Below are 23990 nucleotides of genomic sequence, written 5' to 3' on the forward strand. Positions count from 1 at the left end.
TCACTGCCTGCCGAAGAAGTCGACGGCGCGACGCACGCCGGCCACCAGGCGCTCTACCTCGTCCATGGTGTTGTAGACCGCGAACGACGCGCGCGCGGTCGCGGCGATGCCGAACCGGCGGTGAAGTGGCCAGGCGCAGTGGTGGCCGACCCGCACCGCGATTCCCTCGTCGTCGAGAACCTGCCCCACGTCGTGCGCGTGGATCCCGTCGACGACGAAGCTGACCGGCGACCCGCGGTCAGCCAGCGATGCAGGCCCGATGATGCGCACCGCGTCGATGACAGACAGGCCCTGCATCGCCGCCGCCACCAGCTCGGCTTCGTGGGCCTGGACCACCGGCATCCCGATCTCGCGCAGGTAGCGCGCCGCCGCAGCCAGGCCGACGACCTGTGACGTCATCGGCGTCCCCGCCTCGAAGCGCTGCGGCGCAGGGGCGTAGGTGGCCTCCTCCATCGTGACCGTCTCGATCATCGAGCCGCCGGTGATGAACGGGGGCATCGCGTTGAGCAGATCGCGGCGGCCGTACAAGACGCCGATACCGTTGGGCCCCAACATCTTGTGCCCGGAGAACGCCGCGTAGTCGACACCCAGGGCGTGCAAGTCGACGGGCTGGTGCGGCACGGACTGGCAGGCGTCCAGCAGCGTGAGCGCACCGACGGCCCGTGCCCGTGCGACGATCTCGGCCACCGGCGCGAGCGCGCCGGTGACATTCGAATGATGGCTGAAGGCAACGATTTTCACCCGCTCGTCGAGCCTGAGTGAGTCGAGGTCGATGCGGCCGGCTTCGGGCCCGTCGGGGATGACGGAGTACCACTTGAGCGTCGCGCCGGTGCGACGGGCCAGCTCCTGCCACGGGATCAGGTTGGCGTGGTGCTCGAGTTCGGTGGTGACGATGACATCGCCGGGCCCCACGGCGCGGTCGAACCGGGCATCGCCGAGGACGTAGGCCACCAGATTGATGGCCTCGGTCGCGTTCTTGGTGAACACCAGCTCGTCCGGATCGGCGCCGACCAGCGCCGCGATGTCGGCGCGGCCGTCCTCGTAGGCGTCGGTGGCCTCCTCCATCAACTGGTGCGCGCCGCGGTGCACCGCGCCGTTGGACGACACCAGAAAGTCCCGCTCGGCGTCGAGAACCTGCAACGGACGCTGTGAAGTCGCGCCGGAATCCAGATACGCCAGCTGGTTTCCGCCGCGCATCACCCGCTGCAGGATCGGGAAGTCGGCGCGGATGGCCGCCACGTCGAGCGGGCGAACCGACGCGGTCATGGCTTACGCCCCCGCGGCGGCCGATTGGGCGAAGCGGACGTACCCGTTCTCCTCGAGCTCGTCGGCCAGTTCGGGACCACCCGACTCCACAATGCGTCCGCCGACGAACACATGCACGAACTGCGGCTGGATGTACCGCAGGATCCGGGTGTAGTGGGTGATCAGCAGCACACCACCGTGCTCGGCCTCCGCGTAGCGGTTGACGCCTTCGCTGACGACCCGCAGAGCGTCGACGTCCAGACCGGAGTCCGTCTCGTCGAGGATCGCGATCTTGGGCTTGAGCACCGACAGCTGCAGGATCTCGTGGCGCTTCTTCTCACCGCCCGAGAAACCCTCGTTGACGCTGCGCTCGGAGAACGACGACTCGATGTCGAGGTCGGCCATCGCGCCCTTGACCTCTTTGACCCAGTGCCGCAGCTTGGGCGCTTCGCCGCGCACGGCCGTCGCGGCGGTGCGCAGGAAGTTCGACATCGACACACCCGGCACCTCCACCGGGTATTGCATCGCCAGGAACAGCCCCGCGCGGGCGCGTTCGTCGACGCTCATCGCGAGCACGTCTTGACCGTCGAGCGTGATCGACCCCGACGTCACCGTGTACTTGGGATGGCCCGCGATGGCATAGGACAGCGTCGACTTGCCCGAGCCGTTGGGCCCCATCAGCGCATGGGTCTCCCCCGAGTTCACGGTGAGGTCGACGCCCTTGAGGATCGGGATGTCGGTCCCGTCCTCCGCGGACACGACGCTGACGTGCAGGTCCTTGACTTCTAAAGTGGTCATCGGTGGCTGATCCCTTCGGTCAGTTCCAGTTCGTGTTCGATGGCCTCGGTCAGGCGCTCGCGCACCGCGGGCACGGCGATCTTGGAGATGATCTCGCCGAAGAAGCCGCGCACGATCAACCGGCGGGCCTGGCCTTCGGGGATGCCCCGGGCCTGGAGGTAGAACAGCTGCTCATCGTCGAAACGCCCAGTGGCACTGGCGTGTCCGGCGCCGGCGATTTCACCGGTCTCGATTTCGAGATTCGGCACCGAGTCGGCCCTGGCCCCGTCGGTGAGCACGAGGTTGCGGTTGGTCTCGAAGGTGTCGGTGCCGCTGGCCGCCGCCCGGATCAGCACGTCGCCGACCCACACGGTGTGCGTGTCCGGCCTGTCGGAGTCCGGATCACCTTGCAGCGCACCCTTGTACGTGACATGAGAGCGGCAATTGGGTTGGGCGTGGTCGACGAGCAGACGCGACTCGAAGTGCTGGCCGTCGTCGGCGAAGTACAGCCCGAGCAGCTCGGCGTCTCCGCCGGTCGCACAGAACCGCACGCGACCGGTCAACCGCACCACGTCACCGCCGAGGGTGACAGCGGCGTGGCGCAGCACGGCATCCTTACCCAGCGCTGCGTGATGGCTGCTGACGTGCACGGCGTCATCGGCCCAGTCGGCGATCGACACCACCCGCAGCGTCGCGCCGTCCCCCACCAGGAACTCGATGTTGTCGGCGTAGGTGCCGCTGCCGCGCTGATCGATCACCACCGTCGCCTCGCCCAGCTCGCCGACGCGGACTTGCAGATGCCCGTAGGCCGCCGCGCCCTCGCCGGGACCGACGATCGTGACCTCGATCGGCTCGCCCACCGCTGCCTGCTTGGGGACCTCGATCACCGTCGCTGTCTGGAACGAGGAATACGCCTGTGCGGCAACGCGGTCAGCCGGCGCACCGGCCTGCCCCAGGCGGGCGTCCTCACGCGGGACGCGGTCCACCCGCACCTCGTCGGACGCGCTGACCTGAATCGTCGCCGTGCCGGACGTGACAGCCGAACCGTCGTGCAGTCCGCGCAGGCGCCGCAGCGGGGTGAACCGCCAGATCTCGTCGCGGCCGCCGGGCACCTCGAAGGCGTTCACGTCGTAGGACGTGAAGATCTCGCCCTTGTTCAGCGCCGACCCCGCGGGTGTCCCCTCGGCGGCGGCGGCCAAATTCGCTTGCGCCACTAGATATTTTCCCGTCGCTTCGCTCGCCCCACTAGCCGACCGCACCTTCCATCTGCAGTTCGATGAGCCGGTTCAGCTCGAGCGCGTACTCCATCGGCAGCTCTTTGGCGATCGGTTCGACGAACCCGCGCACCACCATGGCCATCGCCTCGTCCTCGGTCATGCCGCGGCTCATCAGATAGAACAACTGGTCCTCACTGACCTTGGAGACCGTGGCCTCGTGCCCCATCGTCACGTCGTCCTCCCGGATGTCGACGTAGGGATAGGTGTCGCTGCGGCTCACCGTATCGACAAGCAACGCATCGCATTTGACGCTGGAGCGGGATCCGTGTGCACCCTTGTTAACCTGTACCAGGCCGCGGTAGGACGCCCGGCCGCCGCCACGGGCCACCGACTTGGACACGATGTTGCTCGACGTGTTCGGCGCCAGATGCAGCATCTTGGCGCCGGTGTCCTGGTGCTGGCCCTCGCCGGCGAACGCGACCGACAACACCTCCCCCTTGGCGTGCTCGCCGGTCATCCAGACCGCGGGGTACTTCATGGTGACCTTGGAGCCGATGTTGCCGTCGACCCACTCCATCGTCGCGCCCGCCTCTGCCCTGGCACGCTTGGTGACCAGGTTGTAGACGTTGTTCGACCAGTTCTGAATGGTTGTGTACCGGCACCGGCCGCCCGGCTTGACGATGATCTCGACCACCGCGGAGTGCAGCGAGTCCGACTTGTAGATCGGCGCGGTGCAGCCCTCGACGTAGTGGACGTATGCGCCCTCGTCGACGATGATCAGCGTCCGCTCGAACTGACCCATGTTCTCGGTGTTGATCCGGAAGTAGGCCTGTAGCGGGATGTCGACGTGCACACCCGGCGGCACGTAGATGAACGAACCGCCCGACCACACCGCGGTGTTGAGCGCGGAGAACTTGTTGTCCCCGGCCGGGATCACGGTGCCGAAGTACTGCCGAAAGAGCTCGGGGTGCTCGCGCAGGCCCGTATCGGTGTCGAGGAAGATGACGCCCTGGGCCTCGAGATCCTCGCGGATCGAGTGGTAGACCACCTCGGACTCGTACTGAGCGGCCACGCCCGAGACGAGGCGTTGCTTCTCCGCCTCGGGGATACCGAGCTTGTCGTAGGTGTTCTTGATGTCGGCGGGCAGGTCGTCCCACGTCGCCGCCTGCTTCTCGCTGGAGCGCACGAAGTACTTGATGTTGTCGAAGTCGATGCCCTCGAGGTTGGAGCCCCAGTTCGGCATCGGCTTCTTGTCGAACGTGCGCAGCGCCTTGAGCCGAATCTGCAGCATCCACTCGGGTTCGTTCTTCTTCGAGGAGATGTCGCGCACGACCGCCTCGGACAACCCGCGCTGTGCGGCCGCGCCCGCGACGTCGGAATCCACCCAGCCGTAGCCGTAACGGCCCAGCGAGGCGATGGCCTCTTCCTGGCTGAGCGGTTCGCCGACCTTGTGGGCCTCGGGCGTGGTCGTCATGTCGACGCTCCTTGCTTGCTTTCGGTGTTCGTGGTGGCTCCGGCGCGGGCTGTGCGCCGAAGTGGTTTCGGGCCGTCCAACGGGACATGCGTGGTGCAGGCACAGTCGCCGTTGACGATCGTGGCCAGCCGTTGTACATGCGTACCCAGGATCTCGGCGAACGCTTCGCGCTCGGTTTCGCACAACTCCGGGAACTCCTCGGCGACGTGCGACACCGGACAGTGATGCTGACACAACTGGATGCCGCGGACGGGACCGGAGACCGGTGTCATCGGCGTCACCGTCGTCACATAACCGGCGTTGGTCAGTGCCGCCGCGACCCGGTCTGCAGTTGATTCAACGTCATCGGGTCCCTCGGTTACTCCCGCCAGGATGCCGTCGATGCGGCGCCGCGCGAAGGCGCGCACCGCGTCGTCGCCGCCGATCTCCCGCAGCTGTCGGATCGCCGCGACCGCGAGGTCGTCGTAGGCGTGGGCCAGCTTGGCCCGGCCGGCTGCGGTGAGCCGGTACCGCTTGGCCGGCCTGCCGCGGCCGTTGTGCTGCCAGGCGGCTGCGGCGCTGGACTGTGCATCGCCGGCGTCCATCAGCGCGTCGAGGTGCCTGCGCACGCCCGCGGCGGAGATGCCGAGCCGTTCGCCGATCTCGCCGGCCGTGATGGGTCCGGATTCCAGCAGCAGCTGCACGATCGCGCCGCGCGTGCGGCGGTCGGCCCCTGCGTTGGCCTCCGGATGTAATTTCACAACACTATTGTGTCGGAATTCCGAAACCCGGTAAAGCAAGGGCACCCTTATCGTGACGGCCGCCATAGGACCGGCGGTTACGCTGCTGAGGTGGCAGCCGGCCCCCCTTCGCTCAGCTCGTCGATCGCCCGATGGCACGCCGACGAGCGCCCGGTGGGCTCGCCGCTCAACGATGCCGAGAACATGGCGTTGCGACGGACCCGGCTGTTCGGCGCCGCGGGAACGGTGTTGATGGCGATCGGCGCCCTCGGCGTCGGCGCGCGGCCGGTGGTGCAGGATCCGACCTTCGGGGTGCGGCTGCTCAATCTGCCGTCGCGGATCCAGACGGTGTCGCTGACCATGACCACCACCGGCGCGGTGATGATGACGCTGGCGTGGCTCATGCTGGGCCGGTTCGCGCTGGGCGATCGCCGGATGTCGCGCAGCCAACTCGACCGCACGCTGCTGCTGTGGGTGCTGCCGCTGCTGATCGCCCCCCCGATGTACAGCCGCGACGTCTACTCCTATCTCGCGCAGAGCGAGATAGCGATGAAGGGCCTCGACCCGTACCGGGTGGGGCCGGCGCCCGGGCTGGGCCTGGACCACGTGTTCACGCTGTCGGTGCCGAACATGTGGCGGGAGACGCCCGCTCCCTACGGTCCGCTGTTCCTGTGGATCGGCCAGGGCATCTCGGCACTCACCGGCGAGAACATCGTCGCGGCGGTGCTGTGCCACCGCCTCGTGGTGCTGCTGGGGGTCGGCCTGATCGTGTGGGCCGTGCCGCGGTTGGCCCACCGGTGCGGGGTCGCCGAGGTCAGCGCGCTGTGGCTGGGGGCGGCCAACCCGCTGCTGATCATGCATCTGGTCGCGGGCATCCACAACGAGGCGCTGATGCTGGGGTTGATGCTTGCAGGCACCGAGTTCGCGCTGCGTGGCATCGACGCGACGACGCGCCTGATCCCCCGGCCGTTGTCGTGGCCGCGCCGCAGGCAGGACTGGGCCCGGTGGTGGCCGATGGCCATGCTGCTGATCGGTGTCGTGCTGATCACGATGTCTTCTCAGGTCAAGTTGCCGTCGCTGTTGGCGCTCGGGTTCGTGGCGATGGCCCTGGCCTGCCGGTGGGGCGGCACGGTGAAGGCGTTCCTGGTGGCCGGTGGCTCCCTGACCGCTGTCTCGGTCGCGGTGATGGCGGTGATCGCCTGGGCCAGCGGGCTGGGCTTCGGCTGGCTGTTCACCCTCGGCACGGCCAACGTCGTGCGCAGCTGGATGTCGCTGCCGACGCTGCTCGCGTTGGGCACCGGTCAGGTCGGCATCCTGCTCGGGCTCGGCGATCACACCACCGCGATACTGGGCCTCACCCGCGCCATCGGCGTGTCGATCATCGCGGTCCTGGTGGCCTGGCTGCTGTTGGCGGTGCTGCGCGGCCGGCTGCATCCGGTCGGCGGCCTGGGTGTCGCGCTCGGCATGACCGTGCTGCTGTTCCCCGTCGTCCAGCCCTGGTACGTGCTGTGGGCCGTGCTACCGCTGGCCGCCTGGGCGACGCGCCCGGCGTTTCGCGGGGCCACCATCGTGGTGACGCTGGCCGTCGGCATCTTCGGCCCCACTGCGAACGGTGATCGCTTCACGCTCTTCCAGATCCTGCTCGCCGTGGTGGCGAGCACGGTGATCGCCGCGCTGCTCATGCTGCTCACCTACAACCGGCTGCCGTGGCGCGGCATACCGACCGCCACCGAAACGTCACCACCGCCGCCGCAATCGGTGCGGCGCGACGCCTACGCTGACTCTCCGTGATGCCGACCTCGTCCGTGCCCGTACGGCTGCGCGGGGTCAGCAAGCGTTACGGGTCGACGACCGCCGTCTCGAACCTCGACCTCGAGGTGCAGACCGCCGAGGTGCTCGCGCTGCTCGGCCCCAACGGCGCAGGCAAGACCACGACCGTGGAGATGTGCGAGGGGTTCGTTCGGCCCGACGCGGGCTCGATCGAGATCCTCGGACTGGATCCGGTCAGCGACAACGCCCGACTGCGCGAGCGCATCGGCGTGATGCTGCAGGGCGGCGGTGGTTACCCGGCCGCACGCGCCGGCGAGATGCTCGACCTGGTCGCCGCCTACGCCGCCCACCCCCTCGACCCACAATGGCTGTTGGACACCTTGGGGCTGGCCGAGGCGGCCCGCACCACCTATCGCCGGCTCTCCGGCGGCCAGCAGCAGCGGTTGGCGCTGGCCTGCGCGGTGGTGGGCCGCCCGGAGCTGGTCTTCCTCGACGAGCCCACCGCGGGCATGGACGCGCATGCGCGAATCGTGGTGTGGGAGTTGATCGAAGCGCTGCGCCGCGACGGTGTGACCGTGGTCCTCACGACGCACCAGCTCACCGAGGCCGAGGAGTTGGCCGACCGGATTGTGATCATCGACCGCGGCGCCGTGGTCGCCACCGGGTCGCCCGCGGAACTCATGCGCAATGGCGCGGAGAACCAGCTGCGGTTCCGCGCCCCCCGCCGGCTCGACCTGTCGCTGCTGATCTCCGCCCTGCCCGAGAGCTACCAGGCGAGCGAGACCGCGCCCGGCGAGTACCTGATCGAGGGCGCGATCGACCCGCAGGTGCTGGCCACCGTGACGGCGTGGTGCGCACGGCTCGACGTGCTGGCCACCGACATGCGCGTTGAGCAGCGCAGCCTCGAGGATGTCTTCCTCGATCTCACCGGACGGGAGTTGCGGTCGTGACGAGCGCTTGCGCGAGGAACCGAAAATGATGACCACCAACCGCTTCGAGCCGGGCACCTTCGCGCCCGACCCAAGGCCGGCGACCGTGCCGAAGATGCTGGCCGCCCAGTTCGGGCTGGAACTTCGACTGTTGTTGCGCAACGGCGAGCAGTTGCTGCTGACGATGTTCATCCCGATCACGCTGCTCGTGGGCATGACGTTGCTGCCGCTCGGTTCGTTCGGCGACAACCGGGCCGCGACGTTCGTGCCGGCGATCATGGCGCTGGCGGTCATCTCCACCGCGTTCACCGGACAGGCGATCGCGGTGGCGTTCGACCGCCGGTACGGCGCGCTAAAGCGCCTCGGTGCGACGGCGCTCCCGGTGTGGGGCATCATCGCGGGCAAGTCGCTTGCCGTGGTGGCCGTGGTGTTCCTGCAGGCGCTCGTGCTGGGCGCCATCGGACTGGCGCTGGGTTGGCGTCCGCAGGTGGCCGGACTGGGCCTCGGCGCGCTGATCATCGCGCTGGGTACGGCGGGCTTCGCGGCGCTGGGCCTGCTGCTGGGCGGCACCCTGCGCGCCGAGATCGTGCTCGCGGTGGCCAACCTGCTGTGGTTCGTCTTCGCCGGCGTCGGCGCGCTGACCCTCGAAGGTGGAATGGTCCCGTCCGCGCTGCAGTGGGTGGCGCGCCTGACCCCCTCTGGGGCGCTGACCGAAGCCCTGTCGCGGGCGATGACGCAGTCAGTGGATTGGTTCGGCCTGTTGGTACTCGCGGTGTGGGGCGGTGTCGCCGCGCTGTGCGCGCTGCGTTGGTTCCGTTTCACCTGAAGCCACAGCACGACACCCGCTACTACGTCGTGTAGTTTCACTGCACTACCATCGGGGCGTGCGACGCGTCTTCATGCGGCTGGTCGACCTGCTGCCGCTGCCCAGCCTGCGGACGCAGCGCATCATCGCCTTCCTCGTCATCCTCACCCAGGGCGGCATATCGGTGACGGGCGCGATCGTGCGCGTCACCGCCTCCGGCCTGGGCTGTCCGACGTGGCCCCAATGCTTCCCCGGCAGTTTCACCCCGGTGCCGGTCGCCGAGGTTCCGGTGGTGCACCAGGCGGTCGAATTCGGCAACCGGCTCATCACCTTCCTGGTGGTGCTCACCGCCGCCGCCGCGGTGTTGGCGGTCCTGCGCGCACGACGCCGCCGGGAGGTGCTCGTCTATGCGTGGCTGATGCCGGTGTCGACGGTGGCGCAGGCAGTCATCGGTGGCATCACGGTGCTGACCGGGTTGTTGTGGTGGACCGTGGCCATCCACCTGCTGGTGTCGATGACCATGGTGTGGCTGGCGGTGTTGCTGTTCGTCAAGATCGGCGAACCCGACTCCGGCGTGCCGGTTCGCCGGGTGCCGAAGCCGTTGCGCCAGTTGACCTTCCTGTGCGGTCTAGCGTTGGCCGCGGTGCTGGTGAGCGGGACGCTGGTCACCGGCGCCGGCCCCCACGCCGGCGACAAGAGCATCGAGGCGCCGGTACCGCGACTGCAGATCGAAATCGTGGCGCTGGTGCAGTTGCATGCGACGCTGCTGGTCGCCTACCTGTCGTTGTTGGTGGCGCTGGTGTTCGCGCTGCGCGCGGTCGCGGCGCCCCGACCCGTCGTGCGGCGACTCGCGATGCTGCTCGTGCTGGTCGCCGCCCAGGCGCTGATCGGGCGCGTTCAGTACGCGCTGGGGGTGCCAGCCGCGTTGGTGGCCGTGCACGTCGCCGGGGCCGCCATCTGCACCGCCGCCACCGCCGCGCTATGGGCGTCGATGCGACAGCGGGCCGAGCCCGAACCGGTCGAGAGCTGACTCGACGCCCACCGCGAACATCCGCTGCCTGCGTTCCCGGGTCGCGGTGTCCAGTTGCGCCCAGCCCAGCGACGGCTCGACGAGTTCCACCTCGAGCACCCGCGGGTCATCGCGCCCGCCGATGACGTCCACCCGCGCATACAGCAGGTCTGCGGGCGCCATGTCCAGGTGCGCGGCCGCCGCCTCGAGTGCGGCGTGCGCGACGTCCCACACCTCGAAGTCGGGGTCGGCGGGCGTGAGGGTCTCCTCGGCATAGGTCCCGGACTCGTCGAAGACCGGCGGCTTGCCCGGCACCGTCAGGATCGGCCCCTTGGTGAAGGCGTGCGACGGCGCGCCGCCGAGGAACACCAGCGCGGTCTCCCCCGCCTGGATGCGCGCGTCGTACGGCTGCACCAGCACCGTGCGACCCCGCGCCTGCAGCGCCGCGGCGTACCGACGTGCGTCGTCGTGATCACGGAATCGAAGGGCCGCAACGGACCCCACCCCGATCGCCGGTTTGACCACCACCTCGTCGCTGTCCGGTAGCCGCACCCGTTGCCCGGGCCCGAAGAAGCGGCTGGGCACCGTCGGGACACCGGCACCCGCCAGGTCGGCGAGGTAGCGCTTGTCGGAGTTCCACGCGACCGCCTCCGGCGGGTTCAGCAGGTTGCGCACGCGCCGCGTCCAGGCCATGAACTCGTCGAGACGGTCGGTGTAGTCCCACGTCGCACGCAGGATCACCAGGTCGGCCTCCAGGGTGGCCGGGTCGTCCCAGGACCGCCAGCGGGCGTGCAGGCCGTGCTTGCGCAGCGCCGCCACCAGGCCCGCGTCGTCACCGTCTCCCTCGGGCAGCGCCGGGCATGCGGCCAACACGATGCGCGGGTGGAACACGTCGGGCCGGGCGAGCTTCACAACGGCCAGGATATTGGGAGGATGAGGACATGCACGCCATCGAAGTCGCCGTGACCGGCGGACCCGAAGTCCTGAGCTACGTCGACAAGCCGCAGCCCGTGCCCGGCCCCGGCGAGGTGCTGATCAAGGCCGAGGCGATCGGCGTGAACTTCCTCGACACCTACTTCCGATCGGGCCAGTATCCCCGGCCCACCCCGTTCGTCGTCGGCAACGAGGTGTGCGGCGTCGTCGAGGCCGTCGGCGAAGACGTCGCGGCGTTGAAGGTCGGCGATCGCGTCGTCACCGCACAGGCCAATGGCGCCTACGCCGAATACAGTGTCGCGCCAGCCGATTTCGCCGCCTACGTCCCCGAAGGCGTCAGTCCCGAATCCGCCGCGGCGGCTCTGCTCAAGGGGATGACCGCGCACTACCTGATCAAGTCGCTGTACCCCGTGCAGCAGGGCGATGCGGTGCTGGTGCATGCCGGTGCGGGCGGGGTCGGGCTGATCCTCACCCAGTGGGCGACCGCGATGGCCGTGCGCGTCATCACCACCGTGTCGACACCGGAGAAGGCCGAGTTGTCGCGGCAGGCGGGCGCGGTCGAGGTGCTCGACTACCCCGAGGACCCGGCCGAGTTCGGCGCCAGACTCAAGGAGATGACCGACGGCGGTGTGGCCGCGGTGTACGACGGCGTGGGCGCGGCCACGTTCGAGGCCAGCCTGGCCAGCCTCGCGGTGCGCGGCACGCTGGCCTTGTTCGGCGCGTCCAGCGGACCGGTGCCCCCGTTCGACCCGCAGCGCCTCAACGCGGCCGGATCACTGTTCCTGACCCGGCCGACCCTGGTGCACTACACCCGTACCGCCGACGAGTTCGCGTGGCGGGCGGGCGAACTGCTCGACGCCATCGCCTCGGGCACATTGAGCATCACGGTCAGTGAGCGCTACCGCCTCGCCGATGCCGAGCAGGCCCACCGCGACCTGCAGGGCCGCAAGACGGTCGGCTCGGTGGTGCTGATGCCCTGACTCAGAACAGGGTGGGCAGCGCCAGGGCCGAGTCGACGGCCAGCGCACAGAACACCACGGCGAGGTAGTTGTTGGACTGTAGGAACAGCCGCAACGGCTTGACGGGTTCACCGCGGCGCACGCCGGCGTAGAGCTGATGCGCCATCGCCAGGAACCAGATACCGGCCAGCAGCGCGACCGACAGGTACAGCCAGCCGGTTGCCGGGGTGAGCGCCAACGTGGCGGCGACGGTCAGCCAGGTGTAGATCAGGATCTGCTTGGTGACCTGCCGCTCGGTGGCCACCGCGGGCAGCATCGGCACCCCCGCGGCCCGGTAGTCCTCCTTGTAGCGCATGGCCAGCGCCCAGGTGTGCGGCGGCGTCCAGAAGAAGATGATCGCGAACATGACCAGCGCCTGCCAGGAGATGGTCCCGGTCACCGCCGACCAGCCGATCATCACCGGCATGCAACCGGCCGCCCCGCCCCACACGACGTTCTGCGACGTGCGTCGCTTGAGTAGCAGCGTGTAGACGAGAACATAGAAGGCGATCGTCGCTCCGGCCAGATGAGCCGAGAGCATGTTGGTGGTCCACCACAGCCAGAAGAACGAGGCGACCGACAGCGCCAGCCCGAACACCAGGGCATGGCTGCGCGGCACCGTGGCGCGGGCCAGCGGCCTGCGCTCGGTGCGCTTCATCACCTTGTCGATGTCGGCGTCGGCGACGCAGTTGAGCGTGTTGGCCCCCGCGGCCGCCAGCAGGCCGCCGACCAGCGTGTTGAGGATCAAGAGGGGATCCACGGTGCCGCGGTCGGCCAGCAGCATCGCCGGGATGGTGGTTACCAGGAGCAGTTCGATGACCCGCGGCTTGGTCAGCGAGATGTAGCCGAGCACCGTGTCGCGGAGGCGGTTGGGCGTCCCGTCGATGCGGCGGCCTTCGCGAACGCTCACGCAGATAACTCCTTTGAGAAGGCGGCAGCGCGGGGCTTCTACTACAGACGATGGTAGACCCCACCTGAACGGCGGCCTAATCGTCCCCCAGCAGCCTGCGACGGATGACCATCGCGCACTAGGGTGGTTCAACGAGCAGCTATAAGAGCTCACCGTCGACCAGGAGTGCGCCTGTGACCACGCTCGAAGAAATCTCCGCCCTGACCCGGCCGAACCATCCCGACGACTGGACCGAGGTGGACACCCTCGCAGTCGACACCGTCCGGGTGCTGGCGGCGGACGCGGTGCAGAAGGTCGGCAACGGCCACCCGGGCACCGCCATGAGCCTCGCCCCGCTGGCCTACACCCTCTTCCAGCGCCAGATGGTGCACGACCCGAGCGACGTGCACTGGCTGGGCCGCGACCGGTTCGTGCTGTCTTGCGGGCACTCCAGCCTGACCCTCTACATCCAGCTGTACCTCGGCGGGTTCGGCCTCGAACTGTCCGACATCGAGTCGCTGCGGACCTTCAAGTCGAAGACACCGGGCCATCCGGAGTTCCGCCACACCAGGGGCGTCGAGATCACCACCGGGCCACTCGGCCAGGGGCTGGCGTCGGCAGTCGGCATGGCGATGGCGTCGCGGTACGAGCGCGGGCTGTTCGATCCCGACACGCCATGGGGCGAGAGCCCGTTCGACCACTACGTCTACGTGATCGCCTCCGACGGTGACATCGAAGAGGGCATCACCAGCGAGGCGTCGTCGCTGGCGGGCACCCAGCAGCTCGGCAACCTGATCGTGTTCTACGACCAGAACCAGATCTCGATCGAGCACGACACCAACATCGCGCTCTCCGAAGACGTCGCGGCTCGGTACCGCGCCTACGGCTGGCACGTGCAGGAGGTCGAGGGCGGCGAGAACGTCGTCGGCATCGAACAGGCCATCGCCGCGGCCAAGAAGGTCACCGACAAGCCGTCGTTCATCGCGCTGCGCACCATCATCGGCTATCCGGCGCCGAACAAGATGAACACCGGCGGTGTGCACGGTTCGGCGTTGGGTGAGGAGGAGGTGGCGGCCACCAAGGAGATCCTCGGCTTCGACCCCGACAAGACGTTCGAGGTGCGGCCGGAGGTGATCGAGCACACCCGCAAGCTGGTGGACCGCGGTCAGGAGGCACACGCGAAGTGGCAGAGCGGCTTCGACGCCTGGGCCGAGCGCGAGCCCGAACGCAAGGCGCTGCTGGACCGGCTGCTGGCCAAGGAGCTGCCCGACGGCTGGGACACCGACCTGACCCACTGGGAGCCGGGCTCCAAGGCGGTGGCCACCCGCGCCGCGTTCGGTCAGGTGCTAAACGACGTGGCCCCCAAACTGCCCGAGCTCTGGGGCGGGTCGGCGGATCTGGCCGGCAGCAACAACACCACCATCAAGGGCGTCAAGTCCTTCGGCCCGCCGTCGATCTCCACCGAGGACTTCTCGGCGGACTGGTACGGACGGGTGTTGCACTTCGGGATTCGTGAGCACGCAATGGGCGCGATCCTGTCGGGCATCGTGCTGCACGGGCCGACGCGCGCGTTCGGCGGAACGTTCCTGCAGTTCTCCGATTACATGCGGCCTGCGGTTCGCCTGGCGTCGCTGATGGACATCGACACCATCTACGTCTGGACCCACGATTCCATCGGCCTCGGCGAGGACGGTCCCACCCACCAGCCGATCGAGCACCTCGCGGCGCTGCGTGCCATCCCGAACCTGTCGGTGGTGCGCCCCGGTGACCCGAACGAGACGGCCTACGCCTGGCGCAGCATCATCGCCCGCGGTAACGGAAGCGGTCCGGTCGGTTTCATCCTGACGCGCCAGGGCATCCCGGTCCTGGAGGGCACTGACTCCGACGGTGTGGCGCGCGGCGGCTATGTGCTCGGCGGGGCCTCCCCCGAAGAAGTGCGCGACGCCGACGTGATCATCATCGCGACCGGATCCGAGCTGCAACTCGCAGTCGAGGCCCGGAAGCAGTTGGCGGACAAGGACATCACCGCCTACGTGGTCTCGATGCCGTGTGTCGAGTGGTTCGAATCGCAGCCGAAGGAGTACCGCGATTCGGTGCTGCCGCCGACGGTCTCGGCGCGGGTGGCGGTCGAAGCGGCTGTCGCGCAGAGTTGGTACAAGCTCGTCGGCGACACCGGTGAGATCGTCTCGATCGAGCACTACGGCGAATCCGCCGACGACAAGACTTTGTTCCGTGAGTTCGGTTTCACGCCCGAAGCGGTGGTGGCCGCGGCGGAACGATCAATAGACAACTGATATCGAAAAGGTCTGGAAAGGCACAACAATGGCTCAGAATCCGAACCTCGCGGCGCTGTCGGAGGCAGGCGTGTCGGTATGGCTCGACGACCTCTCGCGCGACCGGCTGCAGACCGGAAACCTGCAGGAACTGATCGACACCATGTCCGTGGTCGGTGTGACGACCAATCCGTCGATCTTCCAAGCCGCCCTGTCCGCGGGGCACGCCTACGACGCGCAGGTCAACGAACTGGCCGAGCGCGGCGCCGATGTGGACGCCACCGTCCGCACCGTCACCACCGACGACGTCCGCAACGCCTGCGACGTGCTGGCCAAGCAGTACGAGGCGTCCGGCGGCGCCGACGGGCGGGTCTCCATCGAGGTCGATCCGCGCCTCGCGCAGGACACCGACAAGACCATCCTGCAGGCCGTCGAATTGTGGAAGATCGTCGACCGGCCCAACCTGCTGATCAAGATCCCTGCCACGATGGCCGGCCTGCCCGCGATCACCGCCGTTATCGCCGAGGGCATCTCGGTCAACGTGACGCTGATCTTCTCCGTCGAACGCCACCGCCTGGTGATGGACGCCTACCTGGCGGGCCTGGAGAAGGCGAAGGAGGCCGGTCATGACCTGTCCAAGATCCACTCCGTCGCCTCGTTCTTCGTGTCGCGGGTCGACACCGAGATCGACAAGCGGCTGGAGAAGATCGGCACCCAGGAGTCGCTGGCGTTGCGGGGCAAGGCCGGCGTCGCCAACGCCCGGCTGGCCTACGCCGCCTACGAGGAGGTGTTCGTCGGCGGCCGGCGCTACGAGGCCCTCAAGGCCGACGGCGCCCGTGTTCAGCGCCCGCTGTGGGCGTCGACCGGTGTGAAGAACCCCGACTACTCCGACACGCTCTACGTCACCGAACTGGTCGCACCCAACACGGTGAACACCATGCCGGAGAAGACGATCGACGCGGTTGCCGACCACGGCGTCATCACCGGTGACACCGTGACGGGAACCGCAGGCGAGGCCCAGGCGCTGTTCGACGAGCTGGCCGCCGTCGGCATCGATCTGCCCGACGTCTTCCGGCTGCTCGAGGAGGAGGGCGTCGAGAAGTTCGAGAAGTCGTGGCTCGAGTTGCTCGAGGCCACCCAGGGTCAGCTCGACGCAGCTGGCAAATGACGGCGTGGGTCAACCCGCTTCGCGACAAGCGCGACAAGCGGATGCCCCGGATCGCGGGGCCGTGCGGCATCGTCATCTTCGGCGTCACCGGTGACCTGTCGCGCAAGAAGCTGATGCCCGCCATCTATGACCTGGCCAACCGCGGGCTGTTGCCGCCGTCGTTCGCGCTGGTCGGGTTCGCCCGGCGCGACTGGGCCGACGAGGACTTCGGTCAGGTCGTCTACGAGGCCGTCAAGCAGCACGCGCGGACGCCGTTCCGCCAGGAGGTGTGGGATCGGCTGGCCGAAGGCTTCCGGTTCGTGCAGGGCACCTTCGACGACGAGTCGGCATTCCAGAAGCTGGCCGAAACGCTGGAGAAGCTCGATGCCGAGCGGGGCACCGGCGGCAATCACGCGTTCTACCTGTCGATTCCGCCGAAGGCCTTCCAGCAGGTGACCGAGCAGCTCCAGAAAACCGGACTCGCCCGCCCGCAGGAGGGCCGGTGGAGCCGGGTGGTCATCGAGAAGCCGTTCGGGCACGACCTGCAGAGCGCACGTGAGCTCAACGCCGTCGTCAACAGCGTGTTCCCCGAGGAGTCGGTGTTCCGCATCGACCACTACCTGGGCAAGGAGACCGTTCAGAACATCCTGGCGCTGCGCTTCGCCAACGAGTTGTACGAACCGATCTGGAACAACAACTACGTCGACAGCGTGCAGATCACCATGGCCGAGGACATCGGACTCGGCGGGCGGGCCGGCTACTACGACGGTGTCGGCGCCGCACGCGACGTGATCCAGAACCACCTGCTGCAGTTGCTGGCCCTGACCGCCATGGAGGATCCGGTCAACTTCGGCCCGCACGAGTTGCAGGCCGAGAAGATCAAGGTGCTCTCAGCGACCAATGTGGTCGAGCCACTGGACCAGACCACCGCGCGCGGACAGTACGCGGCGGGCTGGCAGGGCAGCGAGAAGGTGGTCGGCCTGCTCGAGGAGCAGGGTTTCTCCAAGGACTCCACCACCGAGACCTACGCGGCGATCACCCTCGGGATCGACACCCGCCGCTGGGCCGGCGTCCCGTTCTACCTGCGGACCGGAAAACGGCTGGGCCGCAGGGTGACCGAGATCGCCCTGATCTTCAAGCGGGCGCCCCATCTGCCGTTCGACAAGACGATGACCGAGGAACTCGGGCAGAACGCGCTGGTGATCCGGGTCCAGCCGGACGAGGGCATCACCACGAGGTTCGGGTCCAAGGTGCCGGGCAGCGCGATGGAGGTCCGCGACGTCAACATGGACTTCTCCTACGGTTCCGCATTCGCCGAGGACTCCCCCGAGGCCTACGAGCGGCTGATCCTCGACGTGCTGTTGGGCGAGCCGTCGCTGTTCCCGGTCAACCGTGAGGTCGAATTGTCCTGGGAGATACTCGATCCCGTGCTGGAACACTGGGCGGCGCATGGCAGGCCGGAACCGTACGAGTCTGGCACCTGGGGCCCCGCGTCGGCCGACGAGATGCTGCACCGCACGGGCCGGGAATGGAGGCGGCCGTGATTGCCGAGCCAATGATGCGCGCAATGACCGGCGAAGGAGTCGAGCCATGATCGTCGACCTGCCCGGCACCACCACCAACGACATCAACAAGAAGATCACCGGGCTGCGTGAAGAAGGCGGCGCCATCACCCTGAGCCGGGTGCTCACGCTGGTCATCTCCCTGAACTCCGATGAGCTGCTGGAAGATTCGATCGAAGCCGCCAGCTTCGCCAGTCGTGAGCATCCGTGCCGGGTGATCGTCACCGTACCCGGCGACCGGGATGCGGCGGAATCGCGCCTCGATGCGCAGCTACGCGTCGGTGGCGACGCGGGCGCCGGTGAGATCGTCGCCCTGCGAATGCACGGGGAGCTCGCCGACCACGCGAACAGTGTGGTGCTTCCCTTCCTGCTGCCCGACACACCGGTGGTCGCCTGGTGGCCGGCGGGTGGCCCGGATGTTCCCGTGCAGGACCCGCTGGGACGGCTGGCGATCCGGCGGATCACCAACGCCACCGAGTGCTCCGACCCACTGGCCGCGATCAAGGGCCGGCTGCAGGGCTACACCCCCGGCGACACCGACCTGGCCTGGGCTCGAATCACGTACTGGCGGGCGCTGCTGGCATCGGCGGTGGACCAGCATCCGCACGAACCGGTCACCTCTGCTCTGGTGTCGGGCCTGGGCCACGAGCCGTCACTCGACGTCCTCGCCGGTTGGCTGGCCGCCCGCATCGACGGTCCGGTGACGCGCGCGGTGGGTGAGCTCAAGGTCGAATTGACCCGCAGCAGCGAGACGATCACCCTGCGACGGCCGCAGGAAGGTGTGACGGCGACCCTGACCCGCACCAGCAGACCGGAGGCGCGTATCCCGCTGGCGCGGCGGGAGGCCAAGGAATGCCTCGCCGAGGACCTGCGCAGGCTGGACGCCGACGAGATCTACCACGAGGCGCTGCAGGGAATCGACAAGGTGCAGTACGTATGAATGTCGTCGTCGAGAAGTACTCGGACACATCGGCTTTGACTGCAGCCGCCGGCGACCGGCTGGTCGCGGCCGTCGTCGACGCGATCGTCGAACGGGGCAGCGCACACATCGTGCTGACCGGTGGCGGGACGGGCATCGCGTTGCTCGAACGTGTCGCGCAGCGCGGCGGTGAGGTCGACTGGTCGAAGGTTCACGTGTACTGGGGTGACGAACGTTTCGTGCCCGCCGATGACGACGAGCGCAACGACAAGCAGGCGCGCGCGGCGCTGCTGGACAGGGTGGACATCCCGGCCGACAACGTGCATCCGATGGCGCCCAGCGGCGGTGAGTTCGGCGACGACCTCGACGCGGCGGCCGCCGGATACGAGCGGGAACTGTCCGTCAACGCCGACGACGGGCAACCCGCGCCGGATTTCGACGTCCACTTGCTCGGCATGGGCGGCGAGGGACATGTGAACTCGCTGTTCCCCCACAGCTCCGCAGTAAGGGAGAGCGAGCGGTTGGTGGTCGGCGTCGTCGACTCCCCCAAACCGCCGCCGCGTCGCATCACGTTGACGCTGCCGGCGGTACGGCGGTCGCGGGAAGTCTGGCTGGTGGTGTCGGGCACGGAGAAGGCCGAAGCGGTGGCTGCCGCCGTCGGCGGCGCGGATCCGGACGAGGTTCCGGCCGCCGGGGCCGTGGGTCGCGACGAGACGGTGTGGCTGCTCGACGAGGAAGCGGCCGCCAAGCTTCCGCCGCGATCAGGCTGACGTCCGATCGCGCCAGCGGCTGGTGTAGGCCAGCCGGGCGAAGTAGTCGTGCCGGGGCTCACGGATCATCGCCCGCTGACGCTTGATCACCGAGCGCATGGTGAGCGCCATCAGCACGACCATGACGAGCGCGGTGACCGCCATGAGAAACGGCGTGGCCATGAGTTCGTTGAAGTCGGTGGTGTACATACTTGGGGTTCGTAGCCGGGGTGGAGTTGGATGGGCCACCGGAGATGACGTTCGCACAGGGTGGTCATAATGACGGTCATGGCGGACAAGGGTGGCAAGCCGGTGCGCACCGGGTCGGAGCGCATCAGGAAGCTCGCGCAGGCAGCACTCAATGCCGACGTCACCGTCGAGCAGGTCGACACCATTCTCGAAGGGCTCAGCGAGACCCTGGAGGACCTGAACAGTTCGACGGCCAACCTCGACGCCACGCTGGAGCGGTTCAACGAGACCATCAGCCAGATCAACGAGCTCGCTCCGCGCCTGAACGCGGTGGTGGACCGCATGGAAGGCATCGTCGACCGGGTGGAGCGCATCGTGGGCATGGGTGAGTCGGTGATGTTGCCGCTCGCCGCGACCGAACAGGCCGTGCGGGGGGCCGTCAACAAGGTGCGGCGCACCACCGGGCTGTAGCGCGGCCCTATCCGCTGTTGCGCAGCGCGGTGGCCAGGCCACTCATGGTGAGCAGGATGCCGCGCTGGACCAGTTCGTCGTCGTCGCCCGAGCGGTAGCGCCGCAACAGCTCGACCTGCAGGTGGTTCAGCGGTTCCAGATACGGGAAGCGGTTGAACACCGACCGCGCCAGCGCCGGGTTGTCGGCCAGCAGGTCGTCGTGGCCGGTGACGAGCTCGTGCATGCGGATGGTGCGGTGGTGTTCGTCGGCGATCATGCCGAACACGCGGCGCCGCAACTGCTCGTCATTGACCAGTTCGGAGTAGCGGGCGGCCAGGCCCAGGTCGGACTTGGCCAGCACCTGCGCCATGTTCGACAGCACCGTCCGGAAGAACGGCCAACGCCGATACAGGTCCTGCAGCACCTCCAGGCGGGCCTGCTCGGACTCGGGGCCGGCAGCGATCCACTGCTCGAACGCCGTGCCGGTGCCGTACCAGCCGGGCAGCATCACCCGCGACTGACTCCATGCCAACACCCACGGGATCGCCCGCAGGTCGGCGATCGACGTCGTCGGCTTGCGTGACGTCGGCCTGCTTCCGATGTTGAGCGCACCGATCTCGCTCACCGGTGTGGACGCCTTGAAGTAGTCGACGAACCCCGGGGTGTCGTGCACCAATTCGGCATAGGCGCCTTGGGCCCGCGCGGCGAGATCGTCCAGCACCTCGTAGGCGGGCCCAGCCCCGTCCCCCAGACCTTCGACGTCGAGCAGGGTCGCCTCCAGCGTGGCGGCCACCAGCGTCTCCAGGTTGCGATGCGCGATCTGCGGTTCGGCGTACTTGGCGGCGATGACCTCACCCTGTTCGGTGATGCGCAGCGAGCCGTTCACCGCCCCCGGCGGCTGCGCGAGGATCGCGTCGTAGCTCGGTCCGCCGCCGCGGCCCACCGTCCCACCGCGACCGTGAAAAAGCCGCAACCGGATTCCGGTCTCGCGCGCCGACTCCACGAGATCGAGTTCGGCGCGATACAGCGCCCAGTTCGCCGCCAGGTACCCGCCGTCCTTGTTGGAGTCGGAGTAGCCGAGCATCACCTCCTGGCTCTCGTCGCGGGCGGACACCACCGTCCGGTAAACCGGAAGCTCCAGCGCCGCCTCCAGAATCGACGCGCCGCGCTGCAGATCGTCGATCGTCTCGAACAGCGGCACGATGCCGACCGGGGCGTACGGCTCTTCGCCCGATACGTCCAGCAACCCCGACTCCTTGAGCAGGATCGCCGCCTCCAGCATGTCGGACACCGACTGGCACATCGAGATGACATAGTTGGGCACCGCCTGCGGCCCGAACACCTCGACGGCGCGCGCGGCCGCGGCCACGATGTCGAGCTCCTTGCGAGCCAGCTCCGACAGGGCGGCGCCGGGCTTGGTCAACGGCCGGCGCGTGACCAGCTCGGCGGCCAACAACTCGACCCGCTCCGGCTCTTCGAGTGACCGGTAGTCCGGATGCACGCCGGCCCACGCCAGCAGTTCGGCGACGACCTCCTCGTGCACCTCGGAGTTCTGCCGCATGTCCAGCCCGCACAGGTGAAACCCGAACGCGCGCACCGACTCCCGCAGCCGCGCAAGACGATCGTCGGCGAGCACCGCGCTGCCGTTCGCACGCAACGACGCGTCGACGGTGTCCAGATCGGCCGATAGCTCAGCGGGCCTGTCGTAGCGCTGTAGCCCGAGGTCGAGTTCGTGCTCGGGCTGGCGGTCGAGTATCTCGTGCGCGGTCGCCGTCAGGCGGCCGTGAACGACCCGCAGCGCACGGCGGTACGGTTCGTCGGCGCGTGCGGGTTCACCGCACTGGTCGGCCAGCGCGGCGAGCCCGTCGCTGATCCGGACCAGCCGCGCCGACAGCGACAACTCCTGCTCCAACGCGGTGATCTCCGCGAAATAGTGCTCCAGCGCGGTATAGGCCGCGCTGCCCGTCGCAAGGCGCACCACCTCGCCGGTGACGTTCGGGTTGCCGTCGCGGTCACCGCCGATCCACGAGCCCGGCCGCACGATGGGTTCGGCGAACAGGTCGGCCTCGGGCCAGCGATCCTGCAGCGCCGTGCGAACGCCCGCATTTACCGCCGGGATGACCTCGAAGAATGCGGCCGGGTAGTAGCGCAGCCCGGTCTCGATCTCGTCCTGGATCTTCAACCTCGACAACCGGATCAGCGCGGTCTGCCACAACGTCAGGATGTGGCGGCGCAGTTCGCGCTCGACGTCGCGGCCGTCGTCGGTGCTGCTTTGTCCGTGCAGGCGCAGGCGCATCAACTCGGTGATGCGGTGCTGGGTGTCGAAGACGGTGCGGCGCCTGGTCTCGGTGGGATGCGCCGTGATCACCGGTGACACCAACGCGCCCGTAAGCGCGTCGGCGACGGTGCCGGCGTCCAGTCCGGCGGCGTCGAGCTTGGCGTAGGTGGCGGCCAGGCTGGTGTTCTGCGGTGGCTCGCCGGCGGCGAGGTGCACCGCCCGGCGGCGCTCGCGGTGGATGTCCTCGGCGACGTTGGCCAACAGCGCGAAGTGGGTGAACGCCCGGATGACGGGAATGGCACGGTGGATGTCGATGCCGTCGAACATGTCGGCCAGGTCAGCGCGGTCGATCTCCGAGCGGCGCACCCGGAACGACTCGACCCGGGCGCGCTCGACGAGGTCGAACACCTCCTCGCCGTTCTGTTCGCGCACGGTGTCGCCGAGGATCGCACCCAACAGACGGATGTCCTCGCGCATCGGTTCGGTGGCCTCGCGGCCGACCTGGGTGCGATGTACAGCGCCGATGGGTTCCAGTCCGGCGACTTCAGCCATGCGTCAAGTATCGGCGCCCGCGCACGTCGCCGCAGGACGAGTCCCGGTCAGCTGTATTTGATCTGCAGCGCGACGCCGATGATCGAGACCACCCATATCCCGGTGACGAAATACGTCAGCCGGTCGAGGTTCTTCTCCACCACCGTCGAGCCGGACAGGCTGGACTGAACACCGCCGCCGAACAGCGTCGACAGGCCGCCACCCTTGGCACGATGCAGCAGCACCAGGAGCACGACCAGCACACTGGTCACGATCAGGATGATCTGCAGGGCCAATTCCATGGCCGCAAGACTACCGAATGCTCGCCGATGCTCACGACGGCAGGGGCCCGCCCGCCGCGATGGCCGACAAGGTGGCGAACTGCTCGGCATCCAGGGAAGCACCGCCGACCAGGGCGCCGTCGACGTCCTCGGCAGCGATGATCTCACCGACGTTCTTGGCGTTCACCGAGCCGCCGTAGAGGACCCGCACCCCGGCCGCCAGCTGCGGCGTTGCGAGCCTGCCCAGCTCGTCGCGGATGGCCTTGCACACCTCCTGAGCGTCGGTGGCGCTGGCCACCCGCCCGGTGCCGATCGCCCACACGGGTTCGTAGGCGATGACGGCCTGGCCGACCTGTTCCGTGCTGAGACCGGCCAGCGAGCCGCGCAGGGACTCGACGTTGTGCTCGACGTGGTCACCCGCCTCGCGCACCTCGAGCGGTTCGCCGATGCAGATGATCGGGATTAGGCTGTGCCGGAACGCGGCGGCGGCCTTGGCGGCCACGACGGCGTCGTCCTCATGGTGGTGGGTGCGCCGCTCGGAGTGCCCGACGATGACGTAGCTGCAGCCCAGCTTGGCCAGGAACGCGCCGCTGACGTCGCCGGTGTAGGCGCCCGAGTCGTGCGGCGAGAGGTCCTGCGCACCGTAGGTCAGCAGCAACTTGTCGCCGTCGACCAGCGTCTGGACACTGCGCAGGTCGGTGAACGGCGGTATCACCGTGACGTCGACTTTGTCGAAGTACTTCGCGGGCAGCGCGAACGCGATCTTCTGCACCAGCGCGATGGCCTCGAAGTGGTTGAGGTTCATCTTCCAGTTGCCGGCGATCAATGGCTTGCGGCTCACGTTTC

The 23990-nt window shown here is 68.3% G+C and carries 22 protein-coding genes; 11 read left to right on the forward strand and 11 right to left on the reverse strand.

The genetic code is table 11. The features are described 5' to 3' along the window. Genes K3G64_RS22050 through K3G64_RS22070 form a run of 5 tightly spaced genes read right to left on the reverse strand, consistent with a single transcriptional unit; the run spans position 1 to position 5519 of the window. Entirely contained in the window at positions 1 to 1266 is a 1266-nt protein-coding gene (locus K3G64_RS22050; RefSeq protein WP_238887218.1) for a cysteine desulfurase, read from the reverse strand. A 3-nt stretch (positions 1267 to 1269) separates the two neighbouring features. Then, the gene (gene sufC, locus K3G64_RS22055; protein ID WP_238887219.1) at positions 1270 to 2043 is read right to left on the reverse strand and encodes a Fe-S cluster assembly ATPase SufC; all 774 of its coding nucleotides are present in this window, start codon (positions 2041 to 2043) and stop codon (positions 1270 to 1272) included. Beyond that, entirely contained in the window at positions 2040 to 3236 is a 1197-nt protein-coding gene (gene sufD / locus K3G64_RS22060; protein ID WP_238887220.1) for a Fe-S cluster assembly protein SufD, read from the reverse strand. The genes sufC and sufD overlap by 4 nt, the downstream gene beginning before the upstream one ends. A gap of 31 nt (positions 3237 to 3267) precedes the next feature. Then, positions 3268 to 4713: a Fe-S cluster assembly protein SufB gene (gene sufB / locus K3G64_RS22065; protein ID WP_238887221.1), complete on the reverse strand. Its 1446-nt coding sequence runs from the start codon at positions 4711 to 4713 to the stop codon at positions 3268 to 3270. After that, positions 4710 to 5519, reverse strand: coding sequence for a helix-turn-helix transcriptional regulator (locus tag K3G64_RS22070; RefSeq protein WP_238887222.1), 810 nt, complete (start codon positions 5517 to 5519; stop codon positions 4710 to 4712). The genes sufB and K3G64_RS22070 overlap by 4 nt, the downstream gene beginning before the upstream one ends. Before the next feature lie 24 nt (positions 5520 to 5543). Between K3G64_RS22070 and mptB the strand changes: the two genes are divergently transcribed. The 4 genes from mptB (at position 5544) to K3G64_RS22090 (ending at position 9966) form a co-directional block, all read left to right on the forward strand. Continuing rightward, entirely contained in the window at positions 5544 to 7223 is a 1680-nt protein-coding gene (mptB, locus tag K3G64_RS22075) for a polyprenol phosphomannose-dependent alpha 1,6 mannosyltransferase MptB (RefSeq protein ID WP_238887223.1), read from the forward strand. After that, entirely contained in the window at positions 7223 to 8152 is a 930-nt protein-coding gene (locus K3G64_RS22080) for an ABC transporter ATP-binding protein (protein ID WP_238950925.1), read from the forward strand. Before mptB ends, K3G64_RS22080 begins: the two co-directional genes overlap by 1 nt. A gap of 25 nt (positions 8153 to 8177) precedes the next feature. Continuing rightward, positions 8178 to 8957, forward strand: coding sequence for an ABC transporter permease (locus K3G64_RS22085; RefSeq protein ID WP_238887224.1), 780 nt, complete (start codon positions 8178 to 8180; stop codon positions 8955 to 8957). Between the two features lie 73 nt (positions 8958 to 9030). Beyond that, the gene (locus tag K3G64_RS22090; RefSeq protein WP_238950927.1) at positions 9031 to 9966 is read left to right on the forward strand and encodes a COX15/CtaA family protein; all 936 of its coding nucleotides are present in this window, start codon (positions 9031 to 9033) and stop codon (positions 9964 to 9966) included. On the opposite strand, the gene K3G64_RS22095 is transcribed toward K3G64_RS22090, so the two are convergent. Then, the gene (locus K3G64_RS22095) at positions 9916 to 10857 is read right to left on the reverse strand and encodes an ATP-grasp domain-containing protein (RefSeq protein ID WP_238887225.1); all 942 of its coding nucleotides are present in this window, start codon (positions 10855 to 10857) and stop codon (positions 9916 to 9918) included. The two genes, K3G64_RS22090 and K3G64_RS22095, sit on opposite strands and share 51 nt — an antisense overlap. Before the next feature lie 29 nt (positions 10858 to 10886). Here K3G64_RS22095 and K3G64_RS22100 point away from each other — a divergent pair, with 29 nt between their 5' ends. Next, the gene (locus K3G64_RS22100) at positions 10887 to 11858 is read left to right on the forward strand and encodes a quinone oxidoreductase family protein (protein WP_238887226.1); all 972 of its coding nucleotides are present in this window, start codon (positions 10887 to 10889) and stop codon (positions 11856 to 11858) included. A gap of 1 nt (position 11859) precedes the next feature. Here K3G64_RS22100 and K3G64_RS22105 read toward each other — a convergent pair whose 3' ends face one another. Next, positions 11860 to 12786 carry a heme o synthase gene (locus tag K3G64_RS22105; RefSeq protein ID WP_238887227.1) on the reverse strand — a complete coding sequence of 309 codons (927 nt, stop codon included), beginning with the start codon at positions 12784 to 12786 and terminating at the stop codon, positions 11860 to 11862. A gap of 173 nt (positions 12787 to 12959) precedes the next feature. On the opposite strand from K3G64_RS22105, the gene tkt reads away from it, so the two are divergent. The 5 genes from tkt to pgl are packed head-to-tail and all read left to right on the forward strand — an operon-like array spanning position 12960 to position 19436. After that, positions 12960 to 15059 (forward strand): transketolase, encoded by a 2100-nt coding sequence (gene tkt / locus K3G64_RS22110; RefSeq protein WP_238887229.1) that lies wholly within the window; start codon positions 12960 to 12962, stop codon positions 15057 to 15059. Positions 15060 to 15087: 28 nt separating this feature from the next. Further along, on the forward strand, positions 15088 to 16206 hold the full coding sequence (gene tal, locus K3G64_RS22115; protein WP_238887231.1) for a transaldolase: 1119 nt from the start codon (positions 15088 to 15090) through the stop codon (positions 16204 to 16206). Then, positions 16203 to 17729: a glucose-6-phosphate dehydrogenase gene (gene zwf / locus K3G64_RS22120; RefSeq protein ID WP_238887232.1), complete on the forward strand. Its 1527-nt coding sequence runs from the start codon at positions 16203 to 16205 to the stop codon at positions 17727 to 17729. The genes tal and zwf overlap by 4 nt, the downstream gene beginning before the upstream one ends. Positions 17730 to 17775: 46 nt before the next feature. Then, entirely contained in the window at positions 17776 to 18687 is a 912-nt protein-coding gene (gene opcA / locus K3G64_RS22125) for a glucose-6-phosphate dehydrogenase assembly protein OpcA (protein ID WP_238887240.1), read from the forward strand. Next, positions 18684 to 19436, forward strand: coding sequence for a 6-phosphogluconolactonase (gene pgl / locus K3G64_RS22130; RefSeq protein WP_238887242.1), 753 nt, complete (start codon positions 18684 to 18686; stop codon positions 19434 to 19436). The genes opcA and pgl overlap by 4 nt, the downstream gene beginning before the upstream one ends. Here the strand turns inward: pgl and K3G64_RS22135 are convergent. Further along, positions 19428 to 19625: a hypothetical protein gene (locus tag K3G64_RS22135; protein WP_238887244.1), complete on the reverse strand. Its 198-nt coding sequence runs from the start codon at positions 19623 to 19625 to the stop codon at positions 19428 to 19430. The two genes, pgl and K3G64_RS22135, sit on opposite strands and share 9 nt — an antisense overlap. A gap of 78 nt (positions 19626 to 19703) precedes the next feature. Between K3G64_RS22135 and K3G64_RS22140 the strand changes: the two genes are divergently transcribed. Further along, positions 19704 to 20075, forward strand: coding sequence for an ATPase (locus K3G64_RS22140; protein WP_238887250.1), 372 nt, complete (start codon positions 19704 to 19706; stop codon positions 20073 to 20075). Between the two features lie 7 nt (positions 20076 to 20082). Here the strand turns inward: K3G64_RS22140 and ppc are convergent, their stop codons facing one another. Genes ppc through tpiA form a run of 3 tightly spaced genes read right to left on the reverse strand, consistent with a single transcriptional unit; the run spans position 20083 to position 23985 of the window. Continuing rightward, complete coding sequence (gene ppc, locus K3G64_RS22145; protein ID WP_238887251.1) at positions 20083 to 22884, reverse strand: phosphoenolpyruvate carboxylase; 2802 nt, start codon at positions 22882 to 22884, stop codon at positions 20083 to 20085. A gap of 47 nt (positions 22885 to 22931) precedes the next feature. Then, positions 22932 to 23165, reverse strand: coding sequence for a preprotein translocase subunit SecG (gene secG, locus K3G64_RS22150; RefSeq protein WP_238887256.1), 234 nt, complete (start codon positions 23163 to 23165; stop codon positions 22932 to 22934). A 31-nt stretch (positions 23166 to 23196) separates the two neighbouring features. Continuing rightward, complete coding sequence (gene tpiA, locus K3G64_RS22155; protein WP_238887258.1) at positions 23197 to 23985, reverse strand: triose-phosphate isomerase; 789 nt, start codon at positions 23983 to 23985, stop codon at positions 23197 to 23199. Positions 23986 to 23990: the final 5 nt, after the last annotated feature.

It is taken from the genome of Mycobacterium sp. IDR2000157661 (assembly GCF_022317005.1).
Lineage (GTDB): Bacteria > Actinomycetota > Actinomycetes > Mycobacteriales > Mycobacteriaceae > Mycobacterium.

Excerpts from the sequence above, each read along its gene's own strand:
- K3G64_RS22050 (WP_238887218.1), bottom strand. The coding sequence starts at position 1,266 with ATGACCGCGTCGGTTCGCCCGCTCGACGTGGCGGCCATCCGCGCCGAC.
- sufC (WP_238887219.1), bottom strand. The coding sequence starts at position 2,043 with ATGACCACTTTAGAAGTCAAGGACCTGCACGTCAGCGTCGTGTCCGCG.
- sufB (WP_238887221.1), bottom strand. The coding sequence starts at position 4,713 with ATGACGACCACGCCCGAGGCCCACAAGGTCGGCGAACCGCTCAGCCAG.
- K3G64_RS22070 (WP_238887222.1), bottom strand. The coding sequence starts at position 5,519 with ATGGCGGCCGTCACGATAAGGGTGCCCTTGCTTTACCGGGTTTCGGAA.
- K3G64_RS22080 (WP_238950925.1), top strand. The coding sequence starts at position 7,223 with ATGCCGACCTCGTCCGTGCCCGTACGGCTGCGCGGGGTCAGCAAGCGT.
- K3G64_RS22085 (WP_238887224.1), top strand. The coding sequence starts at position 8,178 with ATGATGACCACCAACCGCTTCGAGCCGGGCACCTTCGCGCCCGACCCA.
- K3G64_RS22090 (WP_238950927.1), top strand. The coding sequence starts at position 9,031 with ATGCGGCTGGTCGACCTGCTGCCGCTGCCCAGCCTGCGGACGCAGCGC.
- K3G64_RS22100 (WP_238887226.1), top strand. The coding sequence starts at position 10,887 with ATGCACGCCATCGAAGTCGCCGTGACCGGCGGACCCGAAGTCCTGAGC.
- tal (WP_238887231.1), top strand. The coding sequence starts at position 15,088 with ATGGCTCAGAATCCGAACCTCGCGGCGCTGTCGGAGGCAGGCGTGTCG.
- zwf (WP_238887232.1), top strand. The coding sequence starts at position 16,203 with ATGACGGCGTGGGTCAACCCGCTTCGCGACAAGCGCGACAAGCGGATG.
- opcA (WP_238887240.1), top strand. The coding sequence starts at position 17,776 with ATGATCGTCGACCTGCCCGGCACCACCACCAACGACATCAACAAGAAG.
- pgl (WP_238887242.1), top strand. The coding sequence starts at position 18,684 with ATGAATGTCGTCGTCGAGAAGTACTCGGACACATCGGCTTTGACTGCA.
- K3G64_RS22135 (WP_238887244.1), bottom strand. The coding sequence starts at position 19,625 with ATGTACACCACCGACTTCAACGAACTCATGGCCACGCCGTTTCTCATG.
- K3G64_RS22140 (WP_238887250.1), top strand. The coding sequence starts at position 19,704 with ATGGCGGACAAGGGTGGCAAGCCGGTGCGCACCGGGTCGGAGCGCATC.
- ppc (WP_238887251.1), bottom strand. The coding sequence starts at position 22,884 with ATGGCTGAAGTCGCCGGACTGGAACCCATCGGCGCTGTACATCGCACC.
- secG (WP_238887256.1), bottom strand. The coding sequence starts at position 23,165 with ATGGAATTGGCCCTGCAGATCATCCTGATCGTGACCAGTGTGCTGGTC.